The following is a 23,613-nucleotide window of genomic DNA, read 5'->3' as shown; positions in this document are numbered from 1 at the left end:
GTCGGTGCAATCGTCGTCGCGGCGTTAACGCAGGCGCCCGCCCTTCAGCTTCGCCTTCTTGATGAGGTCGCCATATTGATGCGCCAGCAAATGGCTCTGGATCTGCGTCACCGTGTCCATCGTCACGTTGACGACGATCAACAGGCTCGTGCCACCCAAATAGAAGGGGATCGACAGTGCCGACACCAGATATTCCGGCAGCAGGCAGATGATGACCAGATAGGCCGCGCCGATCACCGTGATGCGCGTCAGCACATAGTCGAAATAGGTCTCGGTGTTCTTGCCCGGGCGGATGCCGGGAATGAACCCGCCATAGCGCTTCAGATTGTCCGCGGTCTCTTCCGGATTGAAGACGACGGCGGTGTAGAAGAACGAGAAGAAGATGATGCCGGCGGCGTAGAGCGCCATGTACACGGGCTGACCGTGCGCCAGATACTGGTTGAGCGCGATGATGAAATCGCCCCACTTCGACTGGCCCGCGACGCGCTGACCGGCGAACTGCGAGATGGTCAGCGGCATCAGCAGCAGCGACGAGGCGAAGATCGGCGGGATGACGCCCGCGGTGTTGATCTTCAGCGGCAAGTGGCTGCGATCCGCCTGCATGCCACGCTGCGTCTGGCGCTTCGGATATTGGATCAGGATGCGGCGCTGCGCGCGCTCCATGAAACAGATGAACAGGATCAGCGCGACGACCGCGACGATGATGCCGATCAGGCGCACCGCATCGATCGAGCCCGAGCGGCCGCCTTCCAGCAGGTTGACCAGCGTGGTCGGCAGGTGGGCGACGATGCCCGCCATGATGATGAGCGACACGCCGTTGCCGATGCCGCGGCTGGTGATCTGCTCACCCAGCCACATCAGGAACATCGTACCGCCGATCAGGCTGATGACCGCCGCGATGCGGAAGGTCATGCCCGGCTCGATCACCGCCTGCACGCCATTGGTGGCCGACAGCGCTTCGAGGCCGACGGCGATGAAATAGCCCTGGATCGCGGTCAGCGCGACCGTGCCATAGCGCGTGTACTGATTGAGCTTCTTGCGGCCCGATTCGCCTTCCTTCTTGATCGCGGCGAGCTGCGGCGACAGCGACGTCGACAGCTGCACGACGATCGACGCCGTGATGTACGGCATCACGCCCAGCGCGATCAGCGACATGCGGCTGAGCGAACCGCCCGAGAAGGTGTTGAAGAAATCGAGCACGCCGCCCGTGGTGCGCTGGCTCAGCAGGCCCAATGCGGTCGGATCGATGCCCGGCAGCGGCACGTAGGACAGCAGGCGGAAGACGATCAGCGCGCCGATCGTAAACCACAGCCGCTTTTTAAGGTCGGTCGCCTGCGCGAATTTCGCGAGGCTGATGCTTTGCGCCATCTGGTCGGCTGCGGATGCCATGCGTGTCGGTGTCCTGAAACGAAAACGGCGGGTAAGCGTTTGTCCGCCCCCGCCGCTCATATAGGCGCTACGCGCGCCTTGTCTAATCGCGACGCACCTCGTTTCTCATCCCTTCGTCCCCCCGGGGTCGTTGGCCCCGGGTCCATTCGCCCGCCGCAGTGTCGCCAGCGGGCCGATAGATGCCGGGCCAAACCCGGCATGACGAAGGATGAGACGAGAGCGGCTTACGCCTTGAACGACGCCTTCTTTTCCTGGCGCGCCTTATAAGCGACGCCCTTCTTGGCAGCGGCCTTCTCCGACGCCGGGACGACCGTCGGGATGTCGAGCGAGCCACCGGCCTTTTCGATCATCTCACGCGCACCGGCCGAAACACCCGCGACGTGGAACGACAGCTTGGCAGTCAGGTCGCCCTTGCCCAGCACGCGCACGCCGTCCTTGCCGCCGCGCACCAGACCGGCCGCCTTCAGCGCCGCCTGATCGATCGTGCCCTCGGCCGACAGCTTGCCCGAATCGATCGCCTTCTGGATCGCGCCGGTGTTCACCGTGGCGTAGTCCTTGGCGAAGATGTTGTTGAAGCCGCGCTTCGGCAGACGCATGTGGAGCGGCATCTGACCGCCCTCGAAGCCGGCGATGCTGACACCTTCGCGGCTCTTCTGACCCTTGACGCCGCGGCCGCCGGTCTTGCCCTTACCCGAGCCGATGCCGCGACCGACGCGGATCTTGGACTTGCGGGCACCCTGGTTGTCGCGGAGTTCGTTGAGCTTCATGATATGCACTCGCTTTCGCTTGTTACGCGCTGATGGATTGGAAGCCGGCGCGCATAGCGGCATCGCCCTCGCTTGTCACGTGCTTTCAGCGCGAGGGCGCCCGCGGCAGCAGACGTGGCAGCCAGCGCTCCACGGACCACGCGAGCGCGATCAACAGCACCGCCGCCAGCGCGAAGCCCCCTGCCCCTTTGGCGCGCTGCCAATCGACCAACAGCGGCATGTGCAGGACGTAGAGGCCATAAGAGATGCTCGCGACCCCGGACCAGAGCGCCGGCGACCATGCGCTGGCACGCCCCATCAGCCGGCCGATCGGACCGAACATCACCGCAACCACGACGGCGGCCACCACGAAATGTCGCAGCGGCAAGATCGGATAGAGGCCGATCCCATATCGCGGCTGCACCAGCGCCACCACCAGCGCGACGCCACAGAGCGCGACCAGCCATGCCAGCGGCACCGCGATCGCCCGGACGCTCCGCTCCCCATCGAGATAGGCCTGTGCCGCCATCGCGCCCGCCCACCACAAGGGATAATAGGCGATCACCAGCGCCAGATGGTTCGGCACCATCGCGAACAGCGCATAGGCCCCGCAGCCGATCGCGCCCACCGCATGCGTCGTCAGCGCCGGCCGCTTGGCCCACAGCGCCAGTGTCGGGGGGAAGATGATGTAGAAGGCAATTTCGTACGACAGCGACCACAACGGATCGTTGCCCAGATACGGATCGGCCCACACCCCGGGCTTCAGCGTCGACACGTCCTGTATCGCCAGCAACGTGCCGATCAGCCGTCCCGCGTCGAAATGCCGGGCGAGCGTGCCATTGTCCCAATAGACGAGCGTCGAGACGATCATCGCCACGATCAGCGGCGGATAGATGCGCCGCACGCGTCGCCACGCATAGCCCCGCGGCGACAGCGCCCGGACACGTTCGTTCGCGAAGATCACGAAGCCGCTGAGCAGGAAAAAGACGATCACCGCCTCCTGCCCGAAGCGCAGCAGGTGCCCGGTCAATCCGGGGAATCCATAGCCTTTGGCGACATGGTGCGCGACGACGTACAGCGCGGCGCAGGCGCGCGCGGCGTCGAGCAGCGCGCGGACGTGGGGGCTCAGCGCGGGGGGCTGCGGCCTGGCGGTCATCAAAGCCGGTCGCGCAAACGTCGTGCAGGGATCATGCGACTAGGTGGCACAGATCGCTGCCCTTTGCCCATAGGATGGATTGCGCGATAGAGGGCGCTAGGCGTCGAAACACAGCTCGTCGCCTCCTCCTCCCTTCATCCCCGCGGAGGCGGGGATCCAGACACGCTAGCGACTGACGCTGGCCGCACGAGATGCCCGTCTCCGCGGGAACGCCCACGGGAGGAGTGGCAGCGGGTAATGCACCATGTGCCTGAGCTTGCTGATCACTCCCGATGACAAAGGCGATAGCTCCACGCCGCGCGAGCCCACCTCCACCAAACAAAAAAAAGATCCCATGGGCGCGGGCTGGCGCCGGTTGAGGCAGACTGACCTTCCCGCTTTGTCGTGAAGGAGGTTGCCCGTGCCCGTGTCCGTCTCATGCCATGCCGCCGTCAGCACGCAGCTGAACGCAATCTTCGTGTCGCTGGAGCTGAGCCGCTCCACCTGGCTGGTGACGTCGCTGTCGCCGGGTCGCGGCGAGCGGATCTCGCGGCATCAGGTGAAGGGCAGCGACGTGCCGGCACTCCTGGAGCGGTTCGCGCAGTTACAGGCGAAGGCCGAGGCGCGGATGGGCGAGCAGTACCCGTTGGTCGTCATCCAGGAGGCGGGCCTCGACGGCTTCTGGATACACCGCTGCCTGGTGCGCGAGGGTATCGAGAGCTACGTCGTCGACGCCGCCTCGATTGCCGCTTCACGACGCAGCCGGCGCGCCAAGACGGACAAGCTCGACGGCGAGGCGCTGGTCCGCACGCTGCTGGCCTACAAGCGCGGGGAGCCGCGGGTGTGTGCGATGGTGGCGGTGCCGAGCGTCGAGGACGAGGACCGGCGACGCATCTCGCGCGAGCGGCGGGCTTTGGTCGTGGAGCGGGTGCGGCACGTCAACCGCATCAAGGGCCTGCTGTTCGCGCAAGGGGTCGGCGACTACGAGCCACTGCGCGCCGACCGGCGGGCGCGGCTGGACGAACTGGTGACCGGCGATGGACGACCGCTGCCCCGGCATGTTCGCCGCGAGATCGAGCGCGAGCTGGACCGGCTGGAGATGGTCGTCGGCCAGATCAAGCAGGTCGAAGCCGAGCGCGACGCGCTGCTCGAGCCGCGGTCGGATGCCGCCGGTGAGGCGGACACTGGTCCCCGGCTCATCCAGTTGCGCGGCATCGGTCCTGAGTTCGCCGGCGTGCTGCACGCAGAAGCGTTCTTCCGCAGCTTCAGCAATCGACGACAGGTCGCCGCCTATGCCGGGCTGGCCCCATCACCGTGGCAAAGCGGCAGCATGGACCGGGAGCAGGGCGTGTCCAAGGCGGGCAACAAGCGGTTGCGAACGACCATGATCCAGGTCGCCTGGCTGTGGCTGCGTCATCAGCCGGACTCGGAGCTGACGAAGTGGTACGCGGAGCGGGTGGGCGCGAACGGTGGTCGCGCGCGGCGGGTCATGATCGTGGCAGTCGCACGCAAGCTGCTGATCGCGCTGTGGCAGTTCGTCTCGGCCGGCGTGGTGCCCGCAGGCGCGCTGCTGAAGGCCGCATGAGCACGTAACCCGATACGAGTTCCCGCAGGGCATCGTCCCTGCCGGATCCAGGTGGACGGACCGGAGGTCCCTGTTGGCTTCAGATGCCGAAAAAAAGGTTGGTCCCGTCTCCTGAGCCAGACCCGACGCAAGCGGGATTGTGGTGCAGCCGCGCACGAGCGGCGACCGGATGTGAGGTTAGAGCGGACCGGTCACCGGGACGCTTGTTGCAACAGGCTCAGGCCAGTGATCCAGAAATTGAGGAGGACGACCATGGCCTGACGCTCTGACCATTCCTGACGATTGATCTGGAATGGCGACGACAAAGCGATAAGCTGGCGTCATGTACGCCGCACGAGCCAAGCGCACCTATCCTTCAATTTGGCGGGTGATCCTCGCCTTTGTAGTGGTCCCGGGCGCAGCCGCCTTGTTGATGGCTATTGCTATGCCAGCATATGAGGGCATCACCGATCCGCTCGAACGGATCTGGCGGAGCGCTGTGGCATTTGCCGTGTTTGGCGCTTACCCTCCAGCCTTTATCATCGGGCTCCCGGCGTTCTTCATGTTACGCCGACACGTCAATGCGACAATCATCAACTGCGCTGCGACTGGTGCAGTGGTCGCCGCTCTTCCCTGGCTCGTGCTCGCGTTAATAAGTCGACCGGATAATGCGAGCATTGATGGACGATCAACCGTCATCGACGGATCTTTGACTGCTTACGGATGGCTGATGAACTTCTACTACGTCGGCCAAATTGCCCTATTAGGCGCTATTGCAGGCGCGCTGTTTTGGTTCATTGCTGCGGCTGGCAGCCGAACCGGCAAGGTAGAACAGATATGATTGTGCGGAAGGAAAGAGGCTGCACGCTCTACCGCACAGCCTCTTGACCTGAGAACTCCCATGTGAGGGGCCGGCGAACCGACCCCTTCTTTTTGTCCATCGAAATGCGAGGGCTCAGCCCTGCACTTCGACCATATGCTGGACCTTGCGGATCATGCCGCGCACTTCGGGGCTGTCTTCCAGCTCCGAGACCTTGTGCATCTTGTTGAGGCCAAGGCCGATCAGCGTCGCGCGCTGATCCTTCGTGCGGCGGATCGGCGAACCGGTCTGCTTGATCTTGATCGTCGCCATGTCGCGTTACTCCGTGACGGCCGCTGCGTCCGCCTCGGCGGTCTGCGAACCACCGCGGCCGAGCAGGTCGGCGATCTTCTTGCCACGACGCTGTGCGACCGACTTCGGCGAAGTCTGCTCACCCAGCGCTTCGAACGTGGCGCGGATCATGTTGTAGGGGTTCGACGTGCCGACCGACTTGGTCACGACGTCCGCGACGCCGAGCGATTCGAAGATCGCGCGCATCGGACCGCCGGCGATGATGCCGGTGCCCTGCGGCGCCGAGCGCAGCGTCACGCGACCGGCACCGAAGTGGCCGTTGCCGTCATGATGCAGCGTGCGGCCGTCCTTCAGCGGAACGCGAACCATCGCCTTCTTCGCCGATGCGGTCGCCTTCGAAATGGCTTCCGGCACTTCGCGTGCCTTGCCATGACCGAAGCCGACGCGGCCCTTGCCGTCGCCCACGACGACCAGCGCTGCGAAGCCGAAGCGCTTGCCGCCCTTCACCGTCTTCGAGACGCGGTTGATGTGGACCAGCTTCTCGATCAGCTCTTCGCCGCCGTCGTCCTGGCCACCACGACGATCGTCGCGACGACCGCCACGGCCGCCGTCACGGCCACCGCGATTGCCGCCCGGACCACCGGGACCACGACCGCCGCCACGGCCGCCACGAGGACCGCGACCACCGCCCGGACCGCCGAAGCCGCCCTGGCCCTGCTGCGCGTCCTGGGGCGCGCCTTCAGCCGCTGCGGGCTGCACGTTGTTTTCGTCAGCCATCGTCAGAACTCCAATCCGGCTTCACGCGCGGCTTCCGCCAGCGCCTTGACACGGCCGTGGAACAGGAAGCCGCCGCGATCGAACACGACCTGCGTCACGCCCGCTGCCTTCGCCGCTTCCGCCACGCGGGTGCCGACTGCGGTCGCTGCCGCAATGTTAGCGCCCGAGGTGCCGCGCACGTCCTTTTCCAGCGTCGAGGCCGACGCGACGGTCTTGCCGGCGACGTCGTCGATGACCTGGGCATAGATGTGCTTGCCCGAGCGATGGACCGACAGCCGCGGACGGGTGCCGGCACGCGCCTTCAGCGCGGTACGATTGCGCCGACGGCGCTTCGCGAACAGAGAAAGACCCTTGGTCATTACTTCTTCTTCCCTTCCTTGCGGAAGATGAACTCGCCGTCGTACTTGATGCCCTTGCCCTTGTACGGCTCCGGCTTGCGCCAGCGGCGGATCTCGGCGGCCAGCTGGCCGACCTTCTGCTTGTCCGCGCCGCTGATCTCGACGGTGGTGGCGTCCGGCGTCTTCACCTCGATGCCTTCCGGCACGTCGATGTTGACGTCGTGGCTGTAGCCAAGCTGCAGCTTCAGGGTACGACCCTGCGCCGCGGCGCGATAGCCGACGCCGGTGATGAGCAGCTTCTTGGTGAAGCCGTCGGTGACGCCCGTCACCAGGTTCTGCACCATCGTGCGCTGCATGCCCCAGAAGGCGCGGGCGCGCTTGGTGTCGTTGGCCGGCTGCACCGAGATGCCGCCGTCTTCGAGCGTGTAGCTGATCTCGTCACGCAGCGGCATGGTGAGGGTGCCCTTGGGGCCCTTCACGCTGATGATGCCGTCGTTGATCGTCGGGGTCACGCCCGCCGGTACGGTGACCGGCTTCTTACCGATGCGGCTCATCAGAACACCTCCGCGAGCACTTCGCCACCGACGTTCTGCTCACGCGCTTCCGCGTCCGAGAGAACGCCACGCGGCGTCGAGACGATGGTGATGCCGAGGCCGTTGCGGACGCGCGGGAGTTCCTGCGAGCCGGAATAGACGCGGCGGCCGGGCTTCGAGACGCGCGCGACGTGCTTGATCGCCGGCTGGCCTTCGAAATACTTCAGCTCGATGCGGACGCCGGCGGCCGGGCCCATCTGTTCGTCGCTGTAGCCACGGATGTAGCCTTCGCGCTGCAGCACGTCGAGGACGCGCAGACGCAGCTTCGACGCGGGCGAAAGGACGCTGTCCTTCTTCGCGCGCTGGCCGTTGCGGATGCGGGTGAGCAAATCACCCAAGGGATCGGTCACTGCCATGATAAATCCTTACCAGCTCGACTTGGTCAGGCCGGGGATCATGCCCTTGTTGGCCAGATCACGCAGCATCACGCGAGCAAGACGGAACTTGCGATAATATGCACGCGGACGACCGGTGATCTCGCAGCGGTTGCGGATACGGGTCGGGTTCGCGTTGCGCGGCAGTTCCGCCATCTTGAGGCGAGCGATCAGACGCTCGTTCTCGTCCAGGCTCTTGTCGTTTGCCTGGGCCTTCAGCTTCGCAAGCTTGGGAGCGTACTGCTTTACCAGCTTCTTGCGACGCTCGTTCTTGTTGATCGAACTCAGTTTCGCCATGGACTTAAGCTCTCTTCCTTACTTCAGGGAAGCCAGACCGCTCACGCGGCCTGCTTCTGCTGCTCAGCCTCGGGCTGAGGGAACGGGAAGCCGAACAGGCGGAGCAGCTCGCGCGCCTCGTCGTCCGTCTTCGCGGTGGTGGTGACGATCACGTCCATGCCGCGCACCTTGTCGATGCGGTCATAGTTGATCTCGGGGAAAATGATCTGTTCCTTGATGCCGCAGGCATAGTTGCCGCGACCGTCGAAGGACTTGGGGTTCAGACCACGGAAGTCGCGCACGCGGGGCAGCGCGATCGTGATGAAACGGTCCAAGAACTCGTACATGCGCTCGCGACGCAGCGTCACCTTGACGCCGATCGGCATGCCTTCACGCAGCTTGAACTGCGCGATCGACTTCTTGGCCTTGGTGATCACCGGCTTCTGGCCCGCGATCAGCTCCATTTCCGACGCGGCCTGATCGACACGCTTCTTGTCCTGGGTCGCTTCGCCAACGCCCATGTTCAGCACGATCTTCTCGATCCGGGGGATCTCGTTGACGTTCTTGTAGCCGAACTTCTCGACCATCGCCTTGATGATCGTGTCTTCGTAAATGCCCTTCATCCGGGGCTTGTAGGCATCAGCCATCGATCTTCTCCCCGGACTTCACGGCCACGCGGACCTTCTTGCCGTCCTGCGTCTCGAAACGGACGCGGGTGGGCTTGCCGTCGGCGGTCACGTGCGCGACCTTCGAGATGTGCATCGGCGCTTCGGTGCGCTCCAGGCCACCCTGCGGGTTCGCCTGGGTCGGCTTGCGGTGACGGGTCGCGACGTTAACGCCCTCGACCACGACCTTGCCGTCCTTCGGCATGGCGACGGTCACGGTGCCGGTCTTGCCCTTGTCCTTGCCGGACAGGACGATGACGCGATCGCCCTTCTTGATCTTCGCGGCGGCCATTACAGCACCTCCGGCGCCAGAGAGATGATCTTCATGTGCTTCTTGCCACGCAGCTCGCGCACGACCGGGCCGAAGATACGGGTGCCGATCGGCTCCTCGTTCTTGTTGACCAGGACGGCGGCGTTGCCGTCGAAGCGGATGGTCGAACCATCGGCACGATGAATGTCCTTGGCGGTGCGAACGATGACCGCGCGATGCACGTCACCCTTCTTCACCTTGCCGCGGGGCTGCGCTTCCTTGATCGACACGACGATGATGTCGCCGACCGATGCCGTGCGGCGCTTCGAGCCACCCAGCACCTTGATGCACTGCACCCGCTTCGCGCCGCTGTTGTCAGCGACGTCGAGATTGGATTGCATCTGGATCATTGATCCATTTCCTTCTCGTCAATGGGGTGGATACCGACCCAACCCCGCCTAAAACAATGACCCCGGCGCAGCGGACTGCACCGGGGGAGCGGCCCTGTAACCGCTCCGCTGGCAGGACGCAAGCCCTGCCCTTGCCATCCGCCGGCACGATGGCCGGCGGCGTGACTTATGCGTCGACGTCGACCCGTTCCGGCGTCGCATGGGTGTTCACCCGATCGATCACCTTCCAGGTCTTCAGCTTCGAGATCGGCGCAGTCTCTTCGATGCGCACGGTCTCGCCCTGCTTGTACTCATTCGCCTCGTCATGGGCGTGGTACTTCTTCGAACGGCGGATGATCTTGCCGTAGAGCGGGTGCTTCACCTTACGCTCGACGTTCACAACCACCGTCTTGTCGCCCTTGTCGGAGACGATCAGTCCGGTCAGCACGCGCTTCGGCATGTGCTAATTCCTTACTTGGCGGCCGCGGCGCGGGTGCGCTGCGACTGCAGGGTCTTGATCCGCGCGATGTCGCGACGGACTTCACGCACGCGGCTCGACTTTTCGAGCTGGTTCGTCGCCGCCTGGAAGCGGAGGTTGAACTGCTCGCGCTTCAGCTGGCCGAGGTTCTCGGCGAGCTGATCGTCGCTCTGGCTGACGAAATCGGTCTTGGCCATCTTACTCGCCTCCGAGGTGCGAGGTGTCGCCCAGGCGGGCAACGACCTTGGTCTTGATCGGGAGCTTCATCGCGGCGCGCTCGAACGCCTCCGCGGCGATCTTGCCCTCGACGCCGTCCAGCTCGAACAGGATCCGGCCCGGCTTGACGCGGGCGGCCCAGAATTCCGGCGAACCCTTACCCGAGCCCATGCGGACTTCGGCAGGCTTCGACGAGACCGGCACGTCCGGGAACACGCGGATCCACAACCGGCCCTGACGGCGGATGTGACGCGTGATCGCGCGGCGGGCCGCTTCGATCTGACGGGCGGTGATCCGGTCCGGCTCCATCGCCTTCAGGCCGTACGACCCGAAGTTCAGGCTGGTGCCGCCCTTTGCATCGCCATGGATGCGGCCCTTGAAGGCCTTGCGGAATTTGGTGCGCTTTGGCTGCAACATGGTGTGTCAGTCCTTAACGACGGTCGTCACGAGCCGGACGGACGCCGGAGGTCTGAGCCTCCATCATCAGCCGGTCGGTCGCCATCGGGTCATGGCCGAGGATCTCGCCCTTGAAGACCCAGACCTTCACGCCGCACACGCCATAGGACGTGTGGGCTTCGGCCTCGGCATAGTCGATGTTCGCGCGCAGCGTGTGCAGCGGAACGCGACCTTCACGATAGCTCTCGGTACGAGCGATCTCGGCGCCGCCAAGACGGCCACCGCACATCACCTTGATGCCATCGGCACCCAGGCGCATCGCCGACTGCACCGCGCGCTTCATGGCGCGGCGGAAGGCGATACGACGCTCGAGCTGGTCGGCGATGCCCTGCGCGACGAGGCGCGCGTCGATTTCCGGCTTGCGGATTTCGACGATGTTCAGCGACACGTCCGACTTGGTCATCGCGCCGAGCGTCTTGCGCAGCTTTTCGATGTCCGAGCCCTTCTTGCCGATGATCACACCGGGACGGGCAGCGAAGATCGAGATGCGGCACAGCTTGGCCGGACGCTCGATCACCACCTTCGAGATCGCCGCCTGCGGCAGCGTCTTCACGATGTACTGGCGGATCTTCAGATCCTCCAGCAGCAGCTGGCCATAGTCATGGCCCTCGGCGAACCAGCGGCTGTCCCAGGTCCGGTTGATCTGGAGCCGCATGCCGATCGGGTTGCTCTTGTGACCCATTATGCTTCTTCCTGCTCGCGCACGACGATGCGCAGACGGCTGAACGGCTTCAGGATGCGGGTGGACTTGCCACGGCCGCGGGTCGCGAAGCGCTTCATGGTGATCGACTTGCCGACCGACGCCTCGGCGACGACGAGCGCGTCGACGTCGAGGTTGTGGTTGTTCTCGGCATTGGCGATGGCCGAAGCCAGGACCTTGCGCGCGTCGACCGCCATCGCCTTCGTCGAGAAGGAGAGGATGTTCATCGCATCGCCGGCCTTCTTGCCGCGGATGAGGCCAGCGACCAGGTTCAGCTTCTGCGCCGAGCCACGGATCTGGGTGCCGACCGACAGGGCTTCCTTGTCGCCGACCTTACGGGGGGATGCAGGCTTGCTCATCAGCGCTTGCCCTTCTTGTCAGCGGCGTGACCTGGGAAGTAGCGCGTCGGCGCAAACTCACCCAGCTTCATGCCGACCATGTCTTCATTGACCGACACCGGCACGAACTTGCGGCCGTTGTAGACGTTGAACGTGAGGCCGACGAACGACGGCAGGATGGTGGAACGACGCGACCAGGTCTTGATCGGCGCGCGGCCACCGGCATCCTGCGCGGTTTCCGCCTTCTTCAGAAGGCTCAGTTCGACGAACGGGCCCTTCCAGACTGAACGAGCCATGGTTTAGCCCTTCCTCTTGGTCGAATGACGCGACCGGATGATCATCTTGTCGGTCGACTTGTTGTGACGGGTGCGCGCACCCTTCGTCGGCTTGCCCCAAGGCGTGACCGGATGACGGCCGCCCGAGGTCCGGCCTTCACCACCGCCGTGCGGGTGGTCGACCGGGTTCTTCGCGACACCGCGGGTCAGCGGCCGCTTGCCCATCCAGCGCGAACGACCGGCCTTGCCCAGGTTCTGGTTCTGGTTGTCCGGGTTCGACACCGCACCGACCGTCGCCATGCACTCGCCACGGATGTAGCGCTGCTCGCCCGAGTTCAGGCGGACGATGACCATGCCGCGGTCACGACCGACGACCTGCACGTAGGTGCCGGCCGAACGGGCGATCTGGCCGCCCTTGCCCGGCTTCATCTCCACGTTGTGGACGATGGTGCCGACGGGGACCTGACCGATCTCCATCGCGTTGCCCGGCTTGGTGTCCGTCTTCTTGGCGGCGATGATCTTGTCGCCCGGTGCCAGACGCTGCGGCGCGATGATGTAGGCCAGCTCTTCGTCGGCATACTTCACCAGCGCGATGAACGCCGTGCGGTTGGGGTCATATTCGAGCCGCTCGACAGTGCCCTCGACGTCCCACTTGCGACGCTTGAAGTCGACGTAGCGGTACTTCTGCTTGTGACCGCCGGCGATGCCGCGCGAGGTCACATGGCCCTTGTTGTTGCGACCGCCGCTCTTGCGCTTGCCTTCGGTAAGCGCCTTGACCGGCTTGCCCTTCCACAGGGAGGACTTGTCGACGAGGACGAGGCCGCGCTGCGCGGGCGTCGTCGGGTTGTAATGCTTGAGTGCCATGACCCTTAGATCCCCGTCGTCACGTCGATGGACTGGCCGTCCTTCAGGGTGACAATGGCCTTCTTCATGTCGGAGCGCTGGTACGGAGCGCCCTTCCACTTCTTGGTCTTGCCCTTCTGGACGATCGTGTTCACGCCGGTCACGGTGACGTCGAAGAGCGCTTCGACGGCAGCCTTGATCTGCGGCTTGGTCGCATCGCCTGCGACCTTGAAGACGACGGCGTTATGCTCGGAGAGCAACGTCGCCTTTTCGGTGATGTGCGGCGCGACGATCACGTCATAATGACGGTTGTCGACGGCCTTCTGCTGCTTAGCCATTGAAGCGAGCCTCCAGCTTTTCGACCGCCGCGCGGGTCAGCACCAGCGTGTCAGCCTTCAGGATGTCATAGACGTTGGCACCGGCCGACGGCAGGACGTTGATGCCGTGCAGGTTGCCGGCGGCCAGCGCGAAGCTCGTCTCGACGGCGTCGCCGTCGATCACCAGCGCGGTCTTGCCGAAGCCGACCTTGGCGAGATCGCCGACCAGCGTCTTCGTCTTGCCGTTCTCCACCGCCAGGCTGTCCATGACGATCAGCGAGCCGGCCTTCGCATGGCTCGACAGAGCCATCTTGAGACCGAGGGCGCGGATCTTCTTGTTCAGCGACGGATTGAAGTCGCGGACGCGGGCGCCGTGCGCCTTACCACCACCAACGAACACCGGAGCGCGGCGATCGCCGTGACGGGCCACACCGCCGCCCTTCTGGCGACCGAGCTTCTTACCCGAACGGGCGACATCGGCGCGCTCGCGCGTGCCACGTGCCGTCTCGCGACGCTTTTCCAGCTGCCAGGTCACGACGCGGTGCAGGATGTCGGCGCGCGGATCGAGGCCGAAGACCTCGTCGTTGAGCTCGACGTCCGCCGCAGCGGTGCCGGCGAAGGATTGAACCTTGACCTTCACGTTCAGCCCTCCTGGCCGTCGGTCGCTTCCGGCGCGCTCGTCTCAGCGGGCGTGTCGGCGGCGGTGTTGCTGTTGGCAGCCTGCTTCAGGCTGGCGGGATACGGGGTGTCGGCGTGCGCCTTCACCTTGACGGCGTCCTTCACGAACAGCCAGCCACCCTTCGAACCGGGCACCGAGCCCTTCACGAAGATCAGGCCGCGCTCGACGTCGGTGCCGACGACTTCCAGGTTCTGCTGGGTGCGGTTCTTGTCGCCCATGTGACCGGCCATCTTCTTGTTCTTGAAGACGCGGCCCGGATCCTGACGGTTACCCGTCGAACCGTGCGAACGGTGGCTGACCGAGACGCCGTGCGTCGCGCGCAGACCGCCGAAGTTCCAGCGCTTCATGGCGCCGGCAAAGCCCTTACCCTGGGTACGACCCTGAATGTCGACCAGCTGGCCGGCAACGAAGTGGTCGGCCGACAGTTCGGCGCCGACGTCGAGGAGGTTGTCCTCGGTCACGCGGAACTCGCAGACGACCGCCTTGGGCTCGACTTCGGCCTTGCCGAAGTGGCCGCGCTGCGGCTTGGCGACATTCTTGGCCTTGGCGACGCCAGCACCGAGCTGGACGGCGGTGTAGCCATCACGATCCATTTCGCGACGGGCGACGACCTGAACGCCTTCAAGCTGCAGGACGGTGACGGGCACGTGGCGGCCGTCGTCCTGAAACAGGCGGGTCATCCCCATTTTCTTCGCGATCACGCCGGTACGCATGATCCTGCACTCCTTTTACAGAGGCACGCCGGGACCATTCCCGAACGTGCGTGCGACCCTTCCGAAGAAGGATCATCCAACCCGTGTGTAACTGCGTCGGCCCCGTCCCGGGCTGGATGCCCCCGTTGCCGGGGACGTGACGGGAGACGCTGGCCCGGCTCCGTAGAGCCGGCGGTATCTCGTGTCTGTCAGGGGCCCCACGAGGCGGGGTTCCTAACCGGCTGCCACCGCATCACGCGGAAAACAGCAAACCCGCGGGACTCACGTCGACCGCGGGGATGCGGGCCATTACGCCAGCTTGATCTCGACGTCAACGCCAGCGGCGAGGTCGAGCTTCATCAGCGCATCGACCGTCTGCGGGGTCGGCTGCACGATGTCGAGCATGCGCTTGTAGGTGCGCACTTCGAACTGCTCGCGCGACTTCTTGTCGATGTGCGGGCCGCGGTTGACGGTGAACTTCTCGATGCGGGTCGGCAGCGGAATCGGGCCGCGGATGAGCGCGCCGGTGCGACGCGCGGTGTCGGCGATATCGCCGGTCGCCTGGTCGAGAACGCGATGGTCGAACGCCTTGAGGCGAATACGGATGTTGCTGTCCATGATCCCTACCGATGCGAGGAGCACGACCCCGGCCGTCTCCACCGCGGTGATGCGGAGGACTCGTGCCGCAGGTGCTGGACCGGCGGGATGAGATCCCACTGAAACAGCGGGACGACGAGAAAGAGCCGAAACTCAATAAAACTGAAGGGCGGCCCAATACGGCGGCCCTCATAAAAAGGCAACAGCCCGACTCTCCTTTTTTGGGAGAGCCGGGCTGCTGCTGTTCCGGTCGGCGCGGGGAAGACCCCGCCCCGTCTGGTTCTTACTTGTCGATCGCGCTCACGACGCCCGCGCCGACGGTACGACCGCCCTCACGGATGGTGAAGCGCTGGCCGACGTCCATGGCGATCGGCGCGATCAGCTTGATGCCGAGCGCGATGTTGTCGCCAGGCATGACCATCTCGGTGCCCTCGGGCAGCTCGACGGTGCCGGTCACGTCCGTGGTACGGAAGTAGAACTGCGGACGATAGTTCGCGAAGAACGGGGTGTGACGGCCGCCTTCTTCCTTCGACAGCACGTACACTTCCGACTTGAAGTCGGTGTGCGGCTTGATCGAACCCGGCTTGCAGAGCACCTGGCCACGCTCGACTTCGTCACGAGCGACGCCACGGATCAGCGCGCCGACGTTGTCACCCGCCTGGCCCTGGTCGAGCAGCTTGCGGAACATTTCGACGCCGGTGACGGTGGTCTTGCGGACTTCCGGGTGGATGCCGACGATTTCGACTTCTTCACCAACCTTGATGATGCCGGTTTCGACACGGCCGGTGACCACGGTGCCGCGACCCGAGATCGAGAACACGTCTTCGATCGGCATCATGAACGGCTTGTCGAGCGGACGCTCCGGCTGCGGGATGTAGTCGTCGACGGCGGCCATCAGCTCGAGCACGGCTTCCTTGCCGAACTTGTCGTTCGAACCCGACAGCGCGCAGGTCGCCGAACCCTTGATGACGGGGATGTCGTCGCCCGGGAATTCGTACGAGCTGAGCAGCTCGCGGATTTCCAGCTCGACCAGCTCGAGGATTTCCTCGTCGTCGACCAGGTCGACCTTGTTCATGAACACGACCATCGCCGGCACGCCGACCTGACGGGCAAGCAGGATGTGCTCGCGGGTCTGCGGCATCGGGCCGTCGGTCGAGGACACGACCAGGATCGCGCCGTCCATCTGGGCGGCACCGGTGATCATGTTCTTCACGTAGTCGGCGTGACCCGGGCAGTCGACGTGCGCATAGTGACGGTTGGCCGTCTCATACTCGACGTGCGCGGTCGAGATGGTGATGCCGCGAGCGCGCTCTTCCGGAGCCTTGTCGATGTTTTCGAAATCGACCTTTTCCGACAGACCCTGGTCGGCCAGCACCTTCGTGATCGCTGCGGTCAGCGAGGTCTTGCCATGGTCGACGTGACCAATGGTGCCGATGTTGAGGTGCGGCTTGTTCCGCTCGAATTTTGCCTTAGCCATTTTCCTACCTTCTGATTCGAATTCGGTGCCGCCGGGGGGCTACGCGAACGCGGCCCTTTAGCGGGAGTTTGTGGGTAATGCCAGCCCCTCGTGGGAGAGGCCGACCGGGGAGTAAATCCCCAGTCGTCGGACGGGCTCGACTGCGTCGCCCCGCCGGCCGGCCTTGCGGCGACTTAGGGCCAAGCGTGCTTGGCCCTATGCGCCTCAGGCCATCTTCGCCTTCACTTCGTCTGCGACGTTCTGCGGCACTTCGTCATAGTGCGAGAACTGCATCGAGTAGCTGGCGCGGCCCTGCGTGAACGAGCGCAGCGAGTTCACGTAGCCGAACATGTTCGCCAGCGGGACCATCGCGGTCACCGCCTGCGCGTTGCCGCGCGTGTCGGTGCCCTGGATCTGGCCACGACGCGAGTTCATGTCGCCGATGACGTCGCCCAGATAGTCCTCAGGGGTAACGACCTCGACCTTCATGACCGGCTCGAGCAGCGTGATGCCCGCCTTCTGGGCGCCTTCACGCATCGCACCGCGCGCGGTGATTTCGAACGCCAGCGCCGACGAGTCGACGTCGTGGTACGCGCCGTCATACAGCGTGATGTCGAAGTCGATGATCGGGAAGCCGACCAGCGAACCCGTGGCCGCCGTCTCGCGGAAGCCCTTTTCGATCGCAGGGATATATTCGCGCGGAATGTTACCGCCCTTGATCTCGTCCTTGAAGACGATGCCCGCGCCACGCTCGCCCGGCGTCAGCTTCACCTTCACGCGACCGAACTGACCGGTGCCGCCCGACTGCTTCTTGTGCGTGTAGTCGATATCCACGGCCTTCTTGAGGTATTCGCGATACGCCACCTGCGGCGCACCGACGTTTGCCTCGACCTTGAACTCGCGCTTCATGCGGTCGACGAGAATCTCGAGGTGGAGTTCGCCCATCCCCTTGATGATCGTCTGGCCCGATTCGTGATCGGTCGACACGCGGAACGAGGGATCCTCGGCAGCCAGGCGGTTGAGCGCGATGCCCATCTTTTCCTGGTCGGCCTTGGTCTTCGGCTCCACCGACAGCTCGATGACCGGCTCGGGGAATTCCATGCGCTCCAGGATGATCGGGTGCGCCGGATCGCAAAGCGTGTCGCCCGTCGTCGTTTCCTTGAGACCCGCCAGCGCGACGATGTCGCCCGCACGCGCCTCTTCGATGTCCTCACGCGAATTCGCGTGCATGAGGAGCATACGGCCGATCTTTTCCTTCTTGTCCTTCACCGAGTTCAGGTAGCCGCCCTTGACCAGGACGCCCGAATAGATGCGCGCGAAGGTGAGCGAGCCGACGAACGGATCGTTCATGATCTTGAACGCCAGCGCCGAGAACGGCGCGTCGTCCGACGACGGACGCTCGTCCGGCGTTTCGCCGTCCAACTTCACGCCGTTGATCGCCGGCACGTCGAGCGGGCTCGGCAGATAGTCGACGACCGCGTCGAGCAGGGGCTGCACGCCCTTGTTCTTGAACGCCGAGCCGCAGACGACCGGCACGAACGCCATCGACAGCGTACCCTTGCGGATCAGCGCCTTCAGCGTCTTCGTGTCGGGCTCGTTGCCCTCGAGGTACGCTTCCATCGCCTCGTCGTCCTGCTCGACGGCGAGTTCGATCAGGTCGTTGCGGTACTTCGCCGCCTTCTCGACCATGTCGGCCGGGATGTCCTGATATTCGAACTTCGCGCCGAGCGATTCCTCGAGCCAGATGATCGCGCGGTTCTCAACCAGGTCGACCAGGCCCTTGAAGCCGCCCTCGACACCGATCGGCAGATACAGCACGGCCGGCTTCGCACCGAGACGCTCGATGATCGAGTTCACGCAGAAATAGAAGTCGGCGCCGGTACGGTCGAGCTTGTTGACGAAGCACATGCGCGGCACGCCGTACTTGTCGGCCTGACGCCACACGGTTTCCGACTGCGGTTCGACGCCGGCAACGCCGTCGAAGCACGCGACCGCGCCGTCGAGGACGCGCAGCGAACGCTCGACTTCGATGGTGAAGTCGACGTGGCCCGGCGTGTCGATGATGTTGATCAGGTGCTCAGGGCCCTGACCCTCTTCGGCCTTCCACTTGCAGGTGGTGGCGGCCGACGTGATCGTGATCCCGCGCTCCTGCTCCTGCTCCATCCAGTCCATCGTCGCGGTGCCTTCGTGCACTTCGCCGATCTTGTAGGACTTGCCGGTGTAATAGAGGATGCGCTCGGTCGTGGTCGTCTTGCCGGCGTCGATGTGCGCCATGATGCCGATATTGCGATAGCGCTCGAGCGGATGGCTGCGGGCCATGATCGTGATTTCCTTAGAGATATGGGGAGCGCAGCTTTCGCCGGCTCCCCATGATATAGTTTAAAAGCGGTGCGCTTCCAAGCCTTACCAGCGGTAGTGCGAGAACGCCCGGTTCGCTTCCGCCATGCGGTGCGTGTCTTCGCGCTTCTTCACCGCGTTGCCGCGGTTGTTGGCGGCGTCCATCAGCTCGCCCGAGAGGCGGGCCGACATGGTGTTCTCGCTGCGGGCACGCGCCGCGGCGATGAGCCAGCGGATCGCGAGCGCCTGGGCGCGCTCCGGACGAACCTCGACGGGGACCTGATAGGTCGCACCGCCGACGCGGCGCGAGCGCACTTCGATGCCCGGCTTGATGTTGTTCAGCGCGTCGTGGAACACGCCGATCGGCTCGCGCTTCGCGCGCTGCTCGACGGTTTCCAGAGCACCGTAGACGATGAGTTCTGCGACGGACTTCTTGCCGTCCAGCATCACCGAATTCATGAACTTCGACAGAACCTCATCCCCGAACTTGGGATCAGGCAGGATGACCCGCTTTTCGGGACGACGACGACGTGCCATTTCAAAAACCTTTCAAACTTCAGCCTTCTGGACGAGCCTCTCGGGAGGCCGACCGGCTTACTTCGGACGCTTGGCGCCGTACTTGGAGCGGGACTGGCGACGATCCTTGACGCCCTGCGTGTCGAGCACGCCGCGCAGGACGTGGTAGCGCACGCCGGGAAGATCGCGCACACGGCCGCCGCGGATGAGCACCACCGAGTGCTCCTGCAGGTTGTGGCCTTCGCCCGGGATGTACGAAATGACTTCGCGGCTGTTGGTCAGGCGAACCTTGGCCACCTTGCGAAGCGCCGAGTTCGGCTTCTTCGGGGTCGTCGTGTAGACGCGGGTGCAGACGCCGCGCTTCTGCGGGTTCTGCTCCATCGCAGGGACCTTCGACTTGGCCTTCTGCGGGTCGCGGCCCTTGCGGACCAGCTGGTTGATCGTCGGCATGAAGCCTTCACCTCGTATATGGGTTACTTTGCTGGAGCCATCACAGCACTTCGGAATACAAAAAGGGACGCGGACGGCGAAACGCCACCCCGGCCCCACAACTTTTGCATCCAGCAATGTTCAAGCTTGCCCACCGGATCGCTCCGATGGAACGGGCGGGCCTATACGCAGAGTCGGGCCGGCGGTCAATCCAGGGCGGTCCGGCCACGCTACCGTACGGGCATGATGACGCCTTAACCACGCGGCAACCGGTCCCGGTGCAGAACGCGCCCATGCCGCCGTTTCGTCCTGCCCCCCCCCCCATGCCGGTCGCGGCGCTTGCGAGCGCGGCGGTGGTGGCGGGCCTGTTGCCCGATACCGGCTGGAGCGACGCTTTGGCCTTGCTGGCCATCACCGCCGCGCTGTTCGCCGCGCACGAACGCCGCCATCGCGATATGGCGATCGCCGCGGCGTTGGGCGTCGCCTTGTCCCCGGCGGGGCTGCTCCTGGCGCCGCTATGCCTGGGCCTCGCCATCGGCCGCGGCGCGATCCGACACCTGCCCGTGGCTGCCGTCATCGGGCTGCTGGTCGCCACCCGCCTGCCATGGAACGCGCCGGCCGCTCAGCTGCCGAATCTGGCGACGCTTCCCGCAGCATGGCCGACAAGCCTCGCTTTGGTCGCCGCAATCGGCGTCGGCACGAGTGCGTGGCTGACGGCCCGCGGCACGATCACCCGTCCGGCCGCCGTGTTCGCCGAAGCCCGCTTAGGGATCGTCGTGCTGGCCATGCTCCTGCCACTGCCGCCGGGCGTGCTCGGCTTCGTGGTGATGGTCCTTGCCCTCCCCCTGCCGACCCCCATCCGGTGCCAAGCAGCGAACGACAATATCGTCGTGCGCCGCCCGATCCGCCTCGCCGCCTGACGCATTCGGCCCGCGCGGCGTCTTTCGTCACACGAGCCGCTTGCGGTTTCGCCCGGACAGCGCTAGAGGCCGCCCCCGGCTGCAGGAGTGTAGCTCAGTTGGTAGAGCATCGGTCTCCAAAACCGAGGGCCCACGGTTCGAGTCCGTGCACTCCTGCCAGTTCGCCACGTAACGGCGAACACGCGCATCGCGACGAACTCTTCGAAAAATAAGACTGACAGATGAATGATCTGTCATAATCCTTGACGAAGGTTGTTTACGCCGCCGTCGGTCGTCCCTACACGCGCCCGCATCATGGATGAAGCGACCCGCCACACCCTCGTCATTGCGATTATCGCGGTTCTGCTTCTGATCGGCACGCCGGTGCTCGTCCTGAAGTTGCGCAAGCGCAAGCGGGACAAGCTGCGGCGGCGCGGGATCAAACGCTACGGCCATTGATCGCGTGAGGCAGGCGGGCCGCCCTTGCGTTCGGCGCCCCGTACGGCTATTTGCGCAGGCCATCCGACAGCTGAGGACGGGCAGCGCCGGTTTCCCATCACGGGAAAGCGGCGGAAGGCTCATGCCCCGGCGGTACGGATTTTCGTGATTCCAGCGGGTTTCTGAGAAAAACAGTGGCAAAGACGACCCCCATCGAATTCATCCGCCAGGTCCAGGCCGAAACCAAGAAGGTGGTCTGGCCGACCCGGCGCGAGACGATCATGACGGGCGTCATGGTGGTCATCATGACGACCATCCTCGCGCTGTTCTTCCTGGGCGTTGATACGTTCTTCAACGCGGTCGTCCAGGCGCTGCTCAAGCTCGCGAAGTAAAGGTTCAGGCAATGGCGCGCTGGTACATCATTCACGCCTATTCGGGCTTCGAGGGCAAGGTTCGCGACGCGATCATGGCAGAGGCGACGCGCCTCGGCCTGGAGCAGCTGGTCGAGCAGATCGAAGTGCCGACCGAGACGGTCACGGAAGCCCGTCGCGGCAAGAAGATCGCGGTCGAGCGCAAGTTCATGCCGGGCTATGTGCTCGCCAAGCTGAACATGAACGACGACGTCTATCACCTCGTCAAGAACACGCCCAAGGTCACCGGCTTCCTCGGCAGCATGGGCAAGCCGCAGGCGATCAGCGAGGCGGAAGCCGCCCGCATGCTCAACAGCAAGGAAGAAGCGGCCGCCGCGCCCAAGACCAAGATCAAGGTCGATTATGAGATCGGCGATGCGGTCAAGGTGCTCGAGGGTCCGTTCGCGAGCTTCAACGGCGTCGTCGAGGAGCTCGATTTCGACAAGGCGAAGGTCAAGGTGTCGGTGTCGATCTTCGGCCGCGCGACCCCGGTCGAGCTGGACTTCGAACAGGTCGAACGCAGCAAGTAAGTCCTGCCGGCGCGTGGCGCTGGCAATCTTGCAGAAACACACGGGAAAACCGGGGCTTAGGCTCCGGTTTTATTGTGTTTCCGGCCGACCGGCCAGGGCGCCACGGTGGCAACCCGGCACGCGTTCGGCCATTGTGCCTGCATCACGGTCACCGGCCCAAAGGCCGGGACCGCCGCAGGAGACCCATGATGCCCCCTCACCTTCCCGTGCTGGCCCTGACGCTTGGTCTGGCGGCACCAGCGATGGCGCGTAATGTCGCGCCGACGGTGACGATCGACCACAGCGCACAGCTCGATCATCACAGCGGCCCCGTCACCGCCCGGTATCGCGGCGCGTTGGTGGTCGACCATCGCCAGATCGGCGCCGTCGCGCCCGCCGGCCGCGCCGCCAGCCTGCGCTGCCACTGGACCGCCCAGCTCGCGGTCGAGCGCCACGCCACCACCGCGACCGGCGCCACCACGCAGCGCAGCTTTGTGAGCGATCGGTCGCTATCCGGCCATCGTCCCGGCTGGTGCGCCGGCCAGCGCGACGCCATCGCGCGTGACGTCGCCGCGCAGTCCATCGCTCTGGACCGACACATCCAGGCGGTCGCCCGCGAGGATCATGACATATTGCGTGCCGAGCTCGACCGTCTCCACGGCAGCGTTGCCGCCGGATGATCGACATCCTTGCGAAAGCCGCCCTCGCTGCCGGCGCACTGCTGGCGACCACGCCCGCCATCGCGCAACTCGCGACCAGCGCCGGAGTCGAGGCGACGACGGACGAGAATCGCCGCGGCATCAGCTGGAGCGAGGGCCGCGCCTCGATCGCGGGGGATGCCACGGTGAGCGGCTACGGCCTCGATCTCACGGCGCGCGTCGCGGCGCTGCGCGGATCGGACCGGCACTGGGGCGCGGACGCGGTTGCCGACCTGACGCTCGGCAGCGGGTGGGACGTCGGGGCGGTGCGGCTGCGCGCGCAGGGCACCGCGCATATCTTCGGCGGCGCCCGTGGAAACATGGACTATGCCGAACTCGGCGGATCGGCGAGCTACACCTATGGCCCCGCCGATCTGACCGCGGGGGCGATCTGGGCGCCCGAGCAGCGTGCGATCGGGGGCAGCAACCTGTACCTCTATGCCAATGCGAGCGCGGGCCTCCCCGGCACGCCGCTGACCGCGATCGCCGGCGTCGGCCATTCGTCGGGAACGGTCAGCGACCCGGTTCGCGCGGAGCGGTTGCGCCCCGGCGGCGCCTATACCGATTGGCGGCTCGGCGTCGAATATCGCCGCGATCGCCTGACGCTGGGCGTCGACTATGTCGGGACGGACGTCACGCGCGCCGATGCGTTCGGGCCGTTCGCGGATGCGGGCCATGCCGGCGACAGGCTGCTCGGCCGGGTCCGCTTCGACTTCTGATCCC

35 protein-coding genes and 1 tRNA gene are annotated in these 23,613 nt (G+C 65.0%); 9 read left to right on the top strand and 27 right to left on the bottom strand.

The annotated features are described in order from the left end of the window. Positions 1-24: 24 nt before the first annotated feature. The 3 genes from secY to SPHME3_RS0109090 form a co-directional block, all read right to left on the bottom strand. On the bottom strand, positions 25-1,389 hold the full coding sequence (gene secY / locus SPHME3_RS0109100) for a preprotein translocase subunit SecY (protein WP_017979472.1): 1,365 nt from the start codon (positions 1,387-1,389) through the stop codon (positions 25-27). A 224-nt stretch (positions 1,390-1,613) separates the two neighbouring features. Continuing rightward, positions 1,614-2,156: a 50S ribosomal protein L15 gene (rplO, locus tag SPHME3_RS0109095; protein ID WP_017979473.1), complete on the bottom strand. Its 543-nt coding sequence runs from the start codon at positions 2,154-2,156 to the stop codon at positions 1,614-1,616. Positions 2,157-2,241: 85 nt separating this feature from the next. Then, positions 2,242-3,291: an acyltransferase family protein gene (locus SPHME3_RS0109090; RefSeq protein WP_017979474.1), complete on the bottom strand. Its 1,050-nt coding sequence runs from the start codon at positions 3,289-3,291 to the stop codon at positions 2,242-2,244. 406 nt (positions 3,292-3,697) lie between these two features. Between SPHME3_RS0109090 and SPHME3_RS0109085 the strand changes: the two genes are divergently transcribed. Both SPHME3_RS0109085 and SPHME3_RS0109080 read left to right on the top strand, forming a co-directional pair. Next, positions 3,698-4,855, top strand: a complete 1,158-nt coding sequence (locus SPHME3_RS0109085; protein WP_172436192.1) for an IS110 family RNA-guided transposase — start codon at positions 3,698-3,700, stop codon at positions 4,853-4,855. A 322-nt stretch (positions 4,856-5,177) separates the two neighbouring features. Beyond that, complete coding sequence (locus SPHME3_RS0109080) at positions 5,178-5,675, top strand: hypothetical protein (protein WP_018250504.1); 498 nt, start codon at positions 5,178-5,180, stop codon at positions 5,673-5,675. 114 nt (positions 5,676-5,789) lie between these two features. On the opposite strand, the gene rpmD is transcribed toward SPHME3_RS0109080, so the two are convergent. From rpmD to rpsL, 24 genes are all read right to left on the bottom strand, one after another. Continuing rightward, positions 5,790-5,966 (bottom strand): 50S ribosomal protein L30, encoded by a 177-nt coding sequence (gene rpmD, locus SPHME3_RS0109075; RefSeq protein ID WP_017979476.1) that lies wholly within the window; start codon positions 5,964-5,966, stop codon positions 5,790-5,792. 6 nt (positions 5,967-5,972) lie between these two features. Further along, positions 5,973-6,722, bottom strand: coding sequence for a 30S ribosomal protein S5 (gene rpsE / locus SPHME3_RS0109070; RefSeq protein ID WP_017979477.1), 750 nt, complete (start codon positions 6,720-6,722; stop codon positions 5,973-5,975). 2 nt (positions 6,723-6,724) lie between these two features. Next, positions 6,725-7,081 (bottom strand): 50S ribosomal protein L18, encoded by a 357-nt coding sequence (gene rplR / locus SPHME3_RS0109065; RefSeq protein ID WP_017979478.1) that lies wholly within the window; start codon positions 7,079-7,081, stop codon positions 6,725-6,727. After that, the gene (gene rplF / locus SPHME3_RS0109060; protein WP_017979479.1) at positions 7,081-7,614 is read right to left on the bottom strand and encodes a 50S ribosomal protein L6; all 534 of its coding nucleotides are present in this window, start codon (positions 7,612-7,614) and stop codon (positions 7,081-7,083) included. The genes rplR and rplF overlap by 1 nt, the downstream gene beginning before the upstream one ends. Next, positions 7,614-8,009 carry a 30S ribosomal protein S8 gene (rpsH, locus tag SPHME3_RS0109055; protein ID WP_017979480.1) on the bottom strand — a complete coding sequence of 132 codons (396 nt, stop codon included), beginning with the start codon at positions 8,007-8,009 and terminating at the stop codon, positions 7,614-7,616. Before rpsH ends, rplF begins: the two co-directional genes overlap by 1 nt. Positions 8,010-8,018: 9 nt before the next feature. Then, complete coding sequence (rpsN, locus tag SPHME3_RS0109050; protein ID WP_017979481.1) at positions 8,019-8,324, bottom strand: 30S ribosomal protein S14; 306 nt, start codon at positions 8,322-8,324, stop codon at positions 8,019-8,021. A 41-nt stretch (positions 8,325-8,365) separates the two neighbouring features. Further along, the gene (gene rplE / locus SPHME3_RS0109045) at positions 8,366-8,950 is read right to left on the bottom strand and encodes a 50S ribosomal protein L5 (protein ID WP_017979482.1); all 585 of its coding nucleotides are present in this window, start codon (positions 8,948-8,950) and stop codon (positions 8,366-8,368) included. Further along, a complete protein-coding gene (gene rplX / locus SPHME3_RS0109040; RefSeq protein ID WP_017979483.1) occupies positions 8,943-9,260 on the bottom strand; it encodes a 50S ribosomal protein L24 in 318 nt (105 codons plus the stop codon). The genes rplE and rplX overlap by 8 nt, the downstream gene beginning before the upstream one ends. Then, positions 9,260-9,628: a 50S ribosomal protein L14 gene (rplN, locus tag SPHME3_RS0109035; protein ID WP_017979484.1), complete on the bottom strand. Its 369-nt coding sequence runs from the start codon at positions 9,626-9,628 to the stop codon at positions 9,260-9,262. Before rplN ends, rplX begins: the two co-directional genes overlap by 1 nt. A 166-nt stretch (positions 9,629-9,794) precedes the next feature. Next, on the bottom strand, positions 9,795-10,067 hold the full coding sequence (gene rpsQ / locus SPHME3_RS0109030; protein ID WP_017979485.1) for a 30S ribosomal protein S17: 273 nt from the start codon (positions 10,065-10,067) through the stop codon (positions 9,795-9,797). A gap of 11 nt (positions 10,068-10,078) precedes the next feature. Then, positions 10,079-10,282 carry a 50S ribosomal protein L29 gene (gene rpmC, locus SPHME3_RS0109025; protein WP_017979486.1) on the bottom strand — a complete coding sequence of 68 codons (204 nt, stop codon included), beginning with the start codon at positions 10,280-10,282 and terminating at the stop codon, positions 10,079-10,081. A gap of 1 nt (position 10,283) precedes the next feature. Further along, complete coding sequence (gene rplP / locus SPHME3_RS0109020; protein WP_017979487.1) at positions 10,284-10,718, bottom strand: 50S ribosomal protein L16; 435 nt, start codon at positions 10,716-10,718, stop codon at positions 10,284-10,286. Positions 10,719-10,731: 13 nt separating this feature from the next. Then, complete coding sequence (gene rpsC / locus SPHME3_RS0109015) at positions 10,732-11,439, bottom strand: 30S ribosomal protein S3 (RefSeq protein WP_017979488.1); 708 nt, start codon at positions 11,437-11,439, stop codon at positions 10,732-10,734. Next, on the bottom strand, positions 11,439-11,816 hold the full coding sequence (gene rplV, locus SPHME3_RS0109010; protein ID WP_017979489.1) for a 50S ribosomal protein L22: 378 nt from the start codon (positions 11,814-11,816) through the stop codon (positions 11,439-11,441). The genes rpsC and rplV overlap by 1 nt, the downstream gene beginning before the upstream one ends. Next, positions 11,816-12,091 carry a 30S ribosomal protein S19 gene (rpsS, locus tag SPHME3_RS0109005; RefSeq protein WP_017979490.1) on the bottom strand — a complete coding sequence of 92 codons (276 nt, stop codon included), beginning with the start codon at positions 12,089-12,091 and terminating at the stop codon, positions 11,816-11,818. Before rpsS ends, rplV begins: the two co-directional genes overlap by 1 nt. A gap of 3 nt (positions 12,092-12,094) precedes the next feature. Next, entirely contained in the window at positions 12,095-12,934 is an 840-nt protein-coding gene (gene rplB, locus SPHME3_RS0109000) for a 50S ribosomal protein L2 (protein ID WP_017979491.1), read from the bottom strand. A gap of 5 nt (positions 12,935-12,939) precedes the next feature. Continuing rightward, entirely contained in the window at positions 12,940-13,251 is a 312-nt protein-coding gene (locus tag SPHME3_RS0108995) for a 50S ribosomal protein L23 (RefSeq protein WP_017979492.1), read from the bottom strand. Beyond that, complete coding sequence (gene rplD / locus SPHME3_RS0108990) at positions 13,244-13,870, bottom strand: 50S ribosomal protein L4 (RefSeq protein ID WP_017979493.1); 627 nt, start codon at positions 13,868-13,870, stop codon at positions 13,244-13,246. Before rplD ends, SPHME3_RS0108995 begins: the two co-directional genes overlap by 8 nt. A gap of 2 nt (positions 13,871-13,872) precedes the next feature. Then, the gene (rplC, locus tag SPHME3_RS0108985) at positions 13,873-14,622 is read right to left on the bottom strand and encodes a 50S ribosomal protein L3 (protein ID WP_018250686.1); all 750 of its coding nucleotides are present in this window, start codon (positions 14,620-14,622) and stop codon (positions 13,873-13,875) included. Between the two features lie 288 nt (positions 14,623-14,910). Beyond that, positions 14,911-15,219, bottom strand: a complete 309-nt coding sequence (gene rpsJ, locus SPHME3_RS0108980) for a 30S ribosomal protein S10 (protein WP_007406109.1) — start codon at positions 15,217-15,219, stop codon at positions 14,911-14,913. Between the two features lie 262 nt (positions 15,220-15,481). Next, on the bottom strand, positions 15,482-16,675 hold the full coding sequence (tuf, locus tag SPHME3_RS0108975) for an elongation factor Tu (protein WP_017979495.1): 1,194 nt from the start codon (positions 16,673-16,675) through the stop codon (positions 15,482-15,484). 204 nt (positions 16,676-16,879) lie between these two features. Continuing rightward, complete coding sequence (fusA, locus tag SPHME3_RS0108970) at positions 16,880-18,973, bottom strand: elongation factor G (protein ID WP_017979496.1); 2,094 nt, start codon at positions 18,971-18,973, stop codon at positions 16,880-16,882. An 84-nt stretch (positions 18,974-19,057) separates the two neighbouring features. Further along, a complete protein-coding gene (rpsG, locus tag SPHME3_RS0108965) occupies positions 19,058-19,528 on the bottom strand; it encodes a 30S ribosomal protein S7 (RefSeq protein WP_017979497.1) in 471 nt (156 codons plus the stop codon). Positions 19,529-19,585: 57 nt separating this feature from the next. Then, a complete protein-coding gene (gene rpsL, locus SPHME3_RS0108960) occupies positions 19,586-19,957 on the bottom strand; it encodes a 30S ribosomal protein S12 (protein ID WP_010185487.1) in 372 nt (123 codons plus the stop codon). A 302-nt stretch (positions 19,958-20,259) separates the two neighbouring features. On the opposite strand from rpsL, the gene SPHME3_RS0108955 reads away from it, so the two are divergent. The 7 genes from SPHME3_RS0108955 to SPHME3_RS0108925 all read left to right on the top strand — a co-directional run bounded on the left by SPHME3_RS0108955 (position 20,260) and on the right by SPHME3_RS0108925 (position 23,609). Next, positions 20,260-20,856, top strand: a complete 597-nt coding sequence (locus SPHME3_RS0108955; protein WP_017979498.1) for a hypothetical protein — start codon at positions 20,260-20,262, stop codon at positions 20,854-20,856. Between the two features lie 83 nt (positions 20,857-20,939). Further along, positions 20,940-21,015, top strand: a tRNA-Trp gene (locus tag SPHME3_RS0108950). 135 nt (positions 21,016-21,150) lie between these two features. After that, complete coding sequence (locus tag SPHME3_RS21330) at positions 21,151-21,294, top strand: hypothetical protein (RefSeq protein ID WP_017979499.1); 144 nt, start codon at positions 21,151-21,153, stop codon at positions 21,292-21,294. A gap of 173 nt (positions 21,295-21,467) precedes the next feature. After that, positions 21,468-21,665, top strand: coding sequence for a preprotein translocase subunit SecE (gene secE / locus SPHME3_RS0108940; protein WP_017979500.1), 198 nt, complete (start codon positions 21,468-21,470; stop codon positions 21,663-21,665). An 11-nt stretch (positions 21,666-21,676) separates the two neighbouring features. Continuing rightward, the gene (nusG, locus tag SPHME3_RS0108935) at positions 21,677-22,213 is read left to right on the top strand and encodes a transcription termination/antitermination protein NusG (RefSeq protein ID WP_017979501.1); all 537 of its coding nucleotides are present in this window, start codon (positions 21,677-21,679) and stop codon (positions 22,211-22,213) included. 185 nt (positions 22,214-22,398) lie between these two features. After that, a complete protein-coding gene (locus SPHME3_RS0108930) occupies positions 22,399-22,872 on the top strand; it encodes a hypothetical protein (RefSeq protein WP_231292037.1) in 474 nt (157 codons plus the stop codon). After that, a complete protein-coding gene (locus tag SPHME3_RS0108925) occupies positions 22,869-23,609 on the top strand; it encodes a TorF family putative porin (protein ID WP_017979503.1) in 741 nt (246 codons plus the stop codon). Before SPHME3_RS0108930 ends, SPHME3_RS0108925 begins: the two co-directional genes overlap by 4 nt. The last annotated feature ends 4 nt before the right edge of the window (positions 23,610-23,613 follow it).

Source organism: Sphingomonas melonis DAPP-PG 224, from assembly GCF_000379045.1.
Taxonomy (GTDB): Bacteria; Pseudomonadota; Alphaproteobacteria; order Sphingomonadales; family Sphingomonadaceae; genus Sphingomonas; species Sphingomonas aquatilis.
Note: the sequence above shows the minus strand (reverse complement) of the source record. Positions and strands in the feature narration are given on the sequence as shown.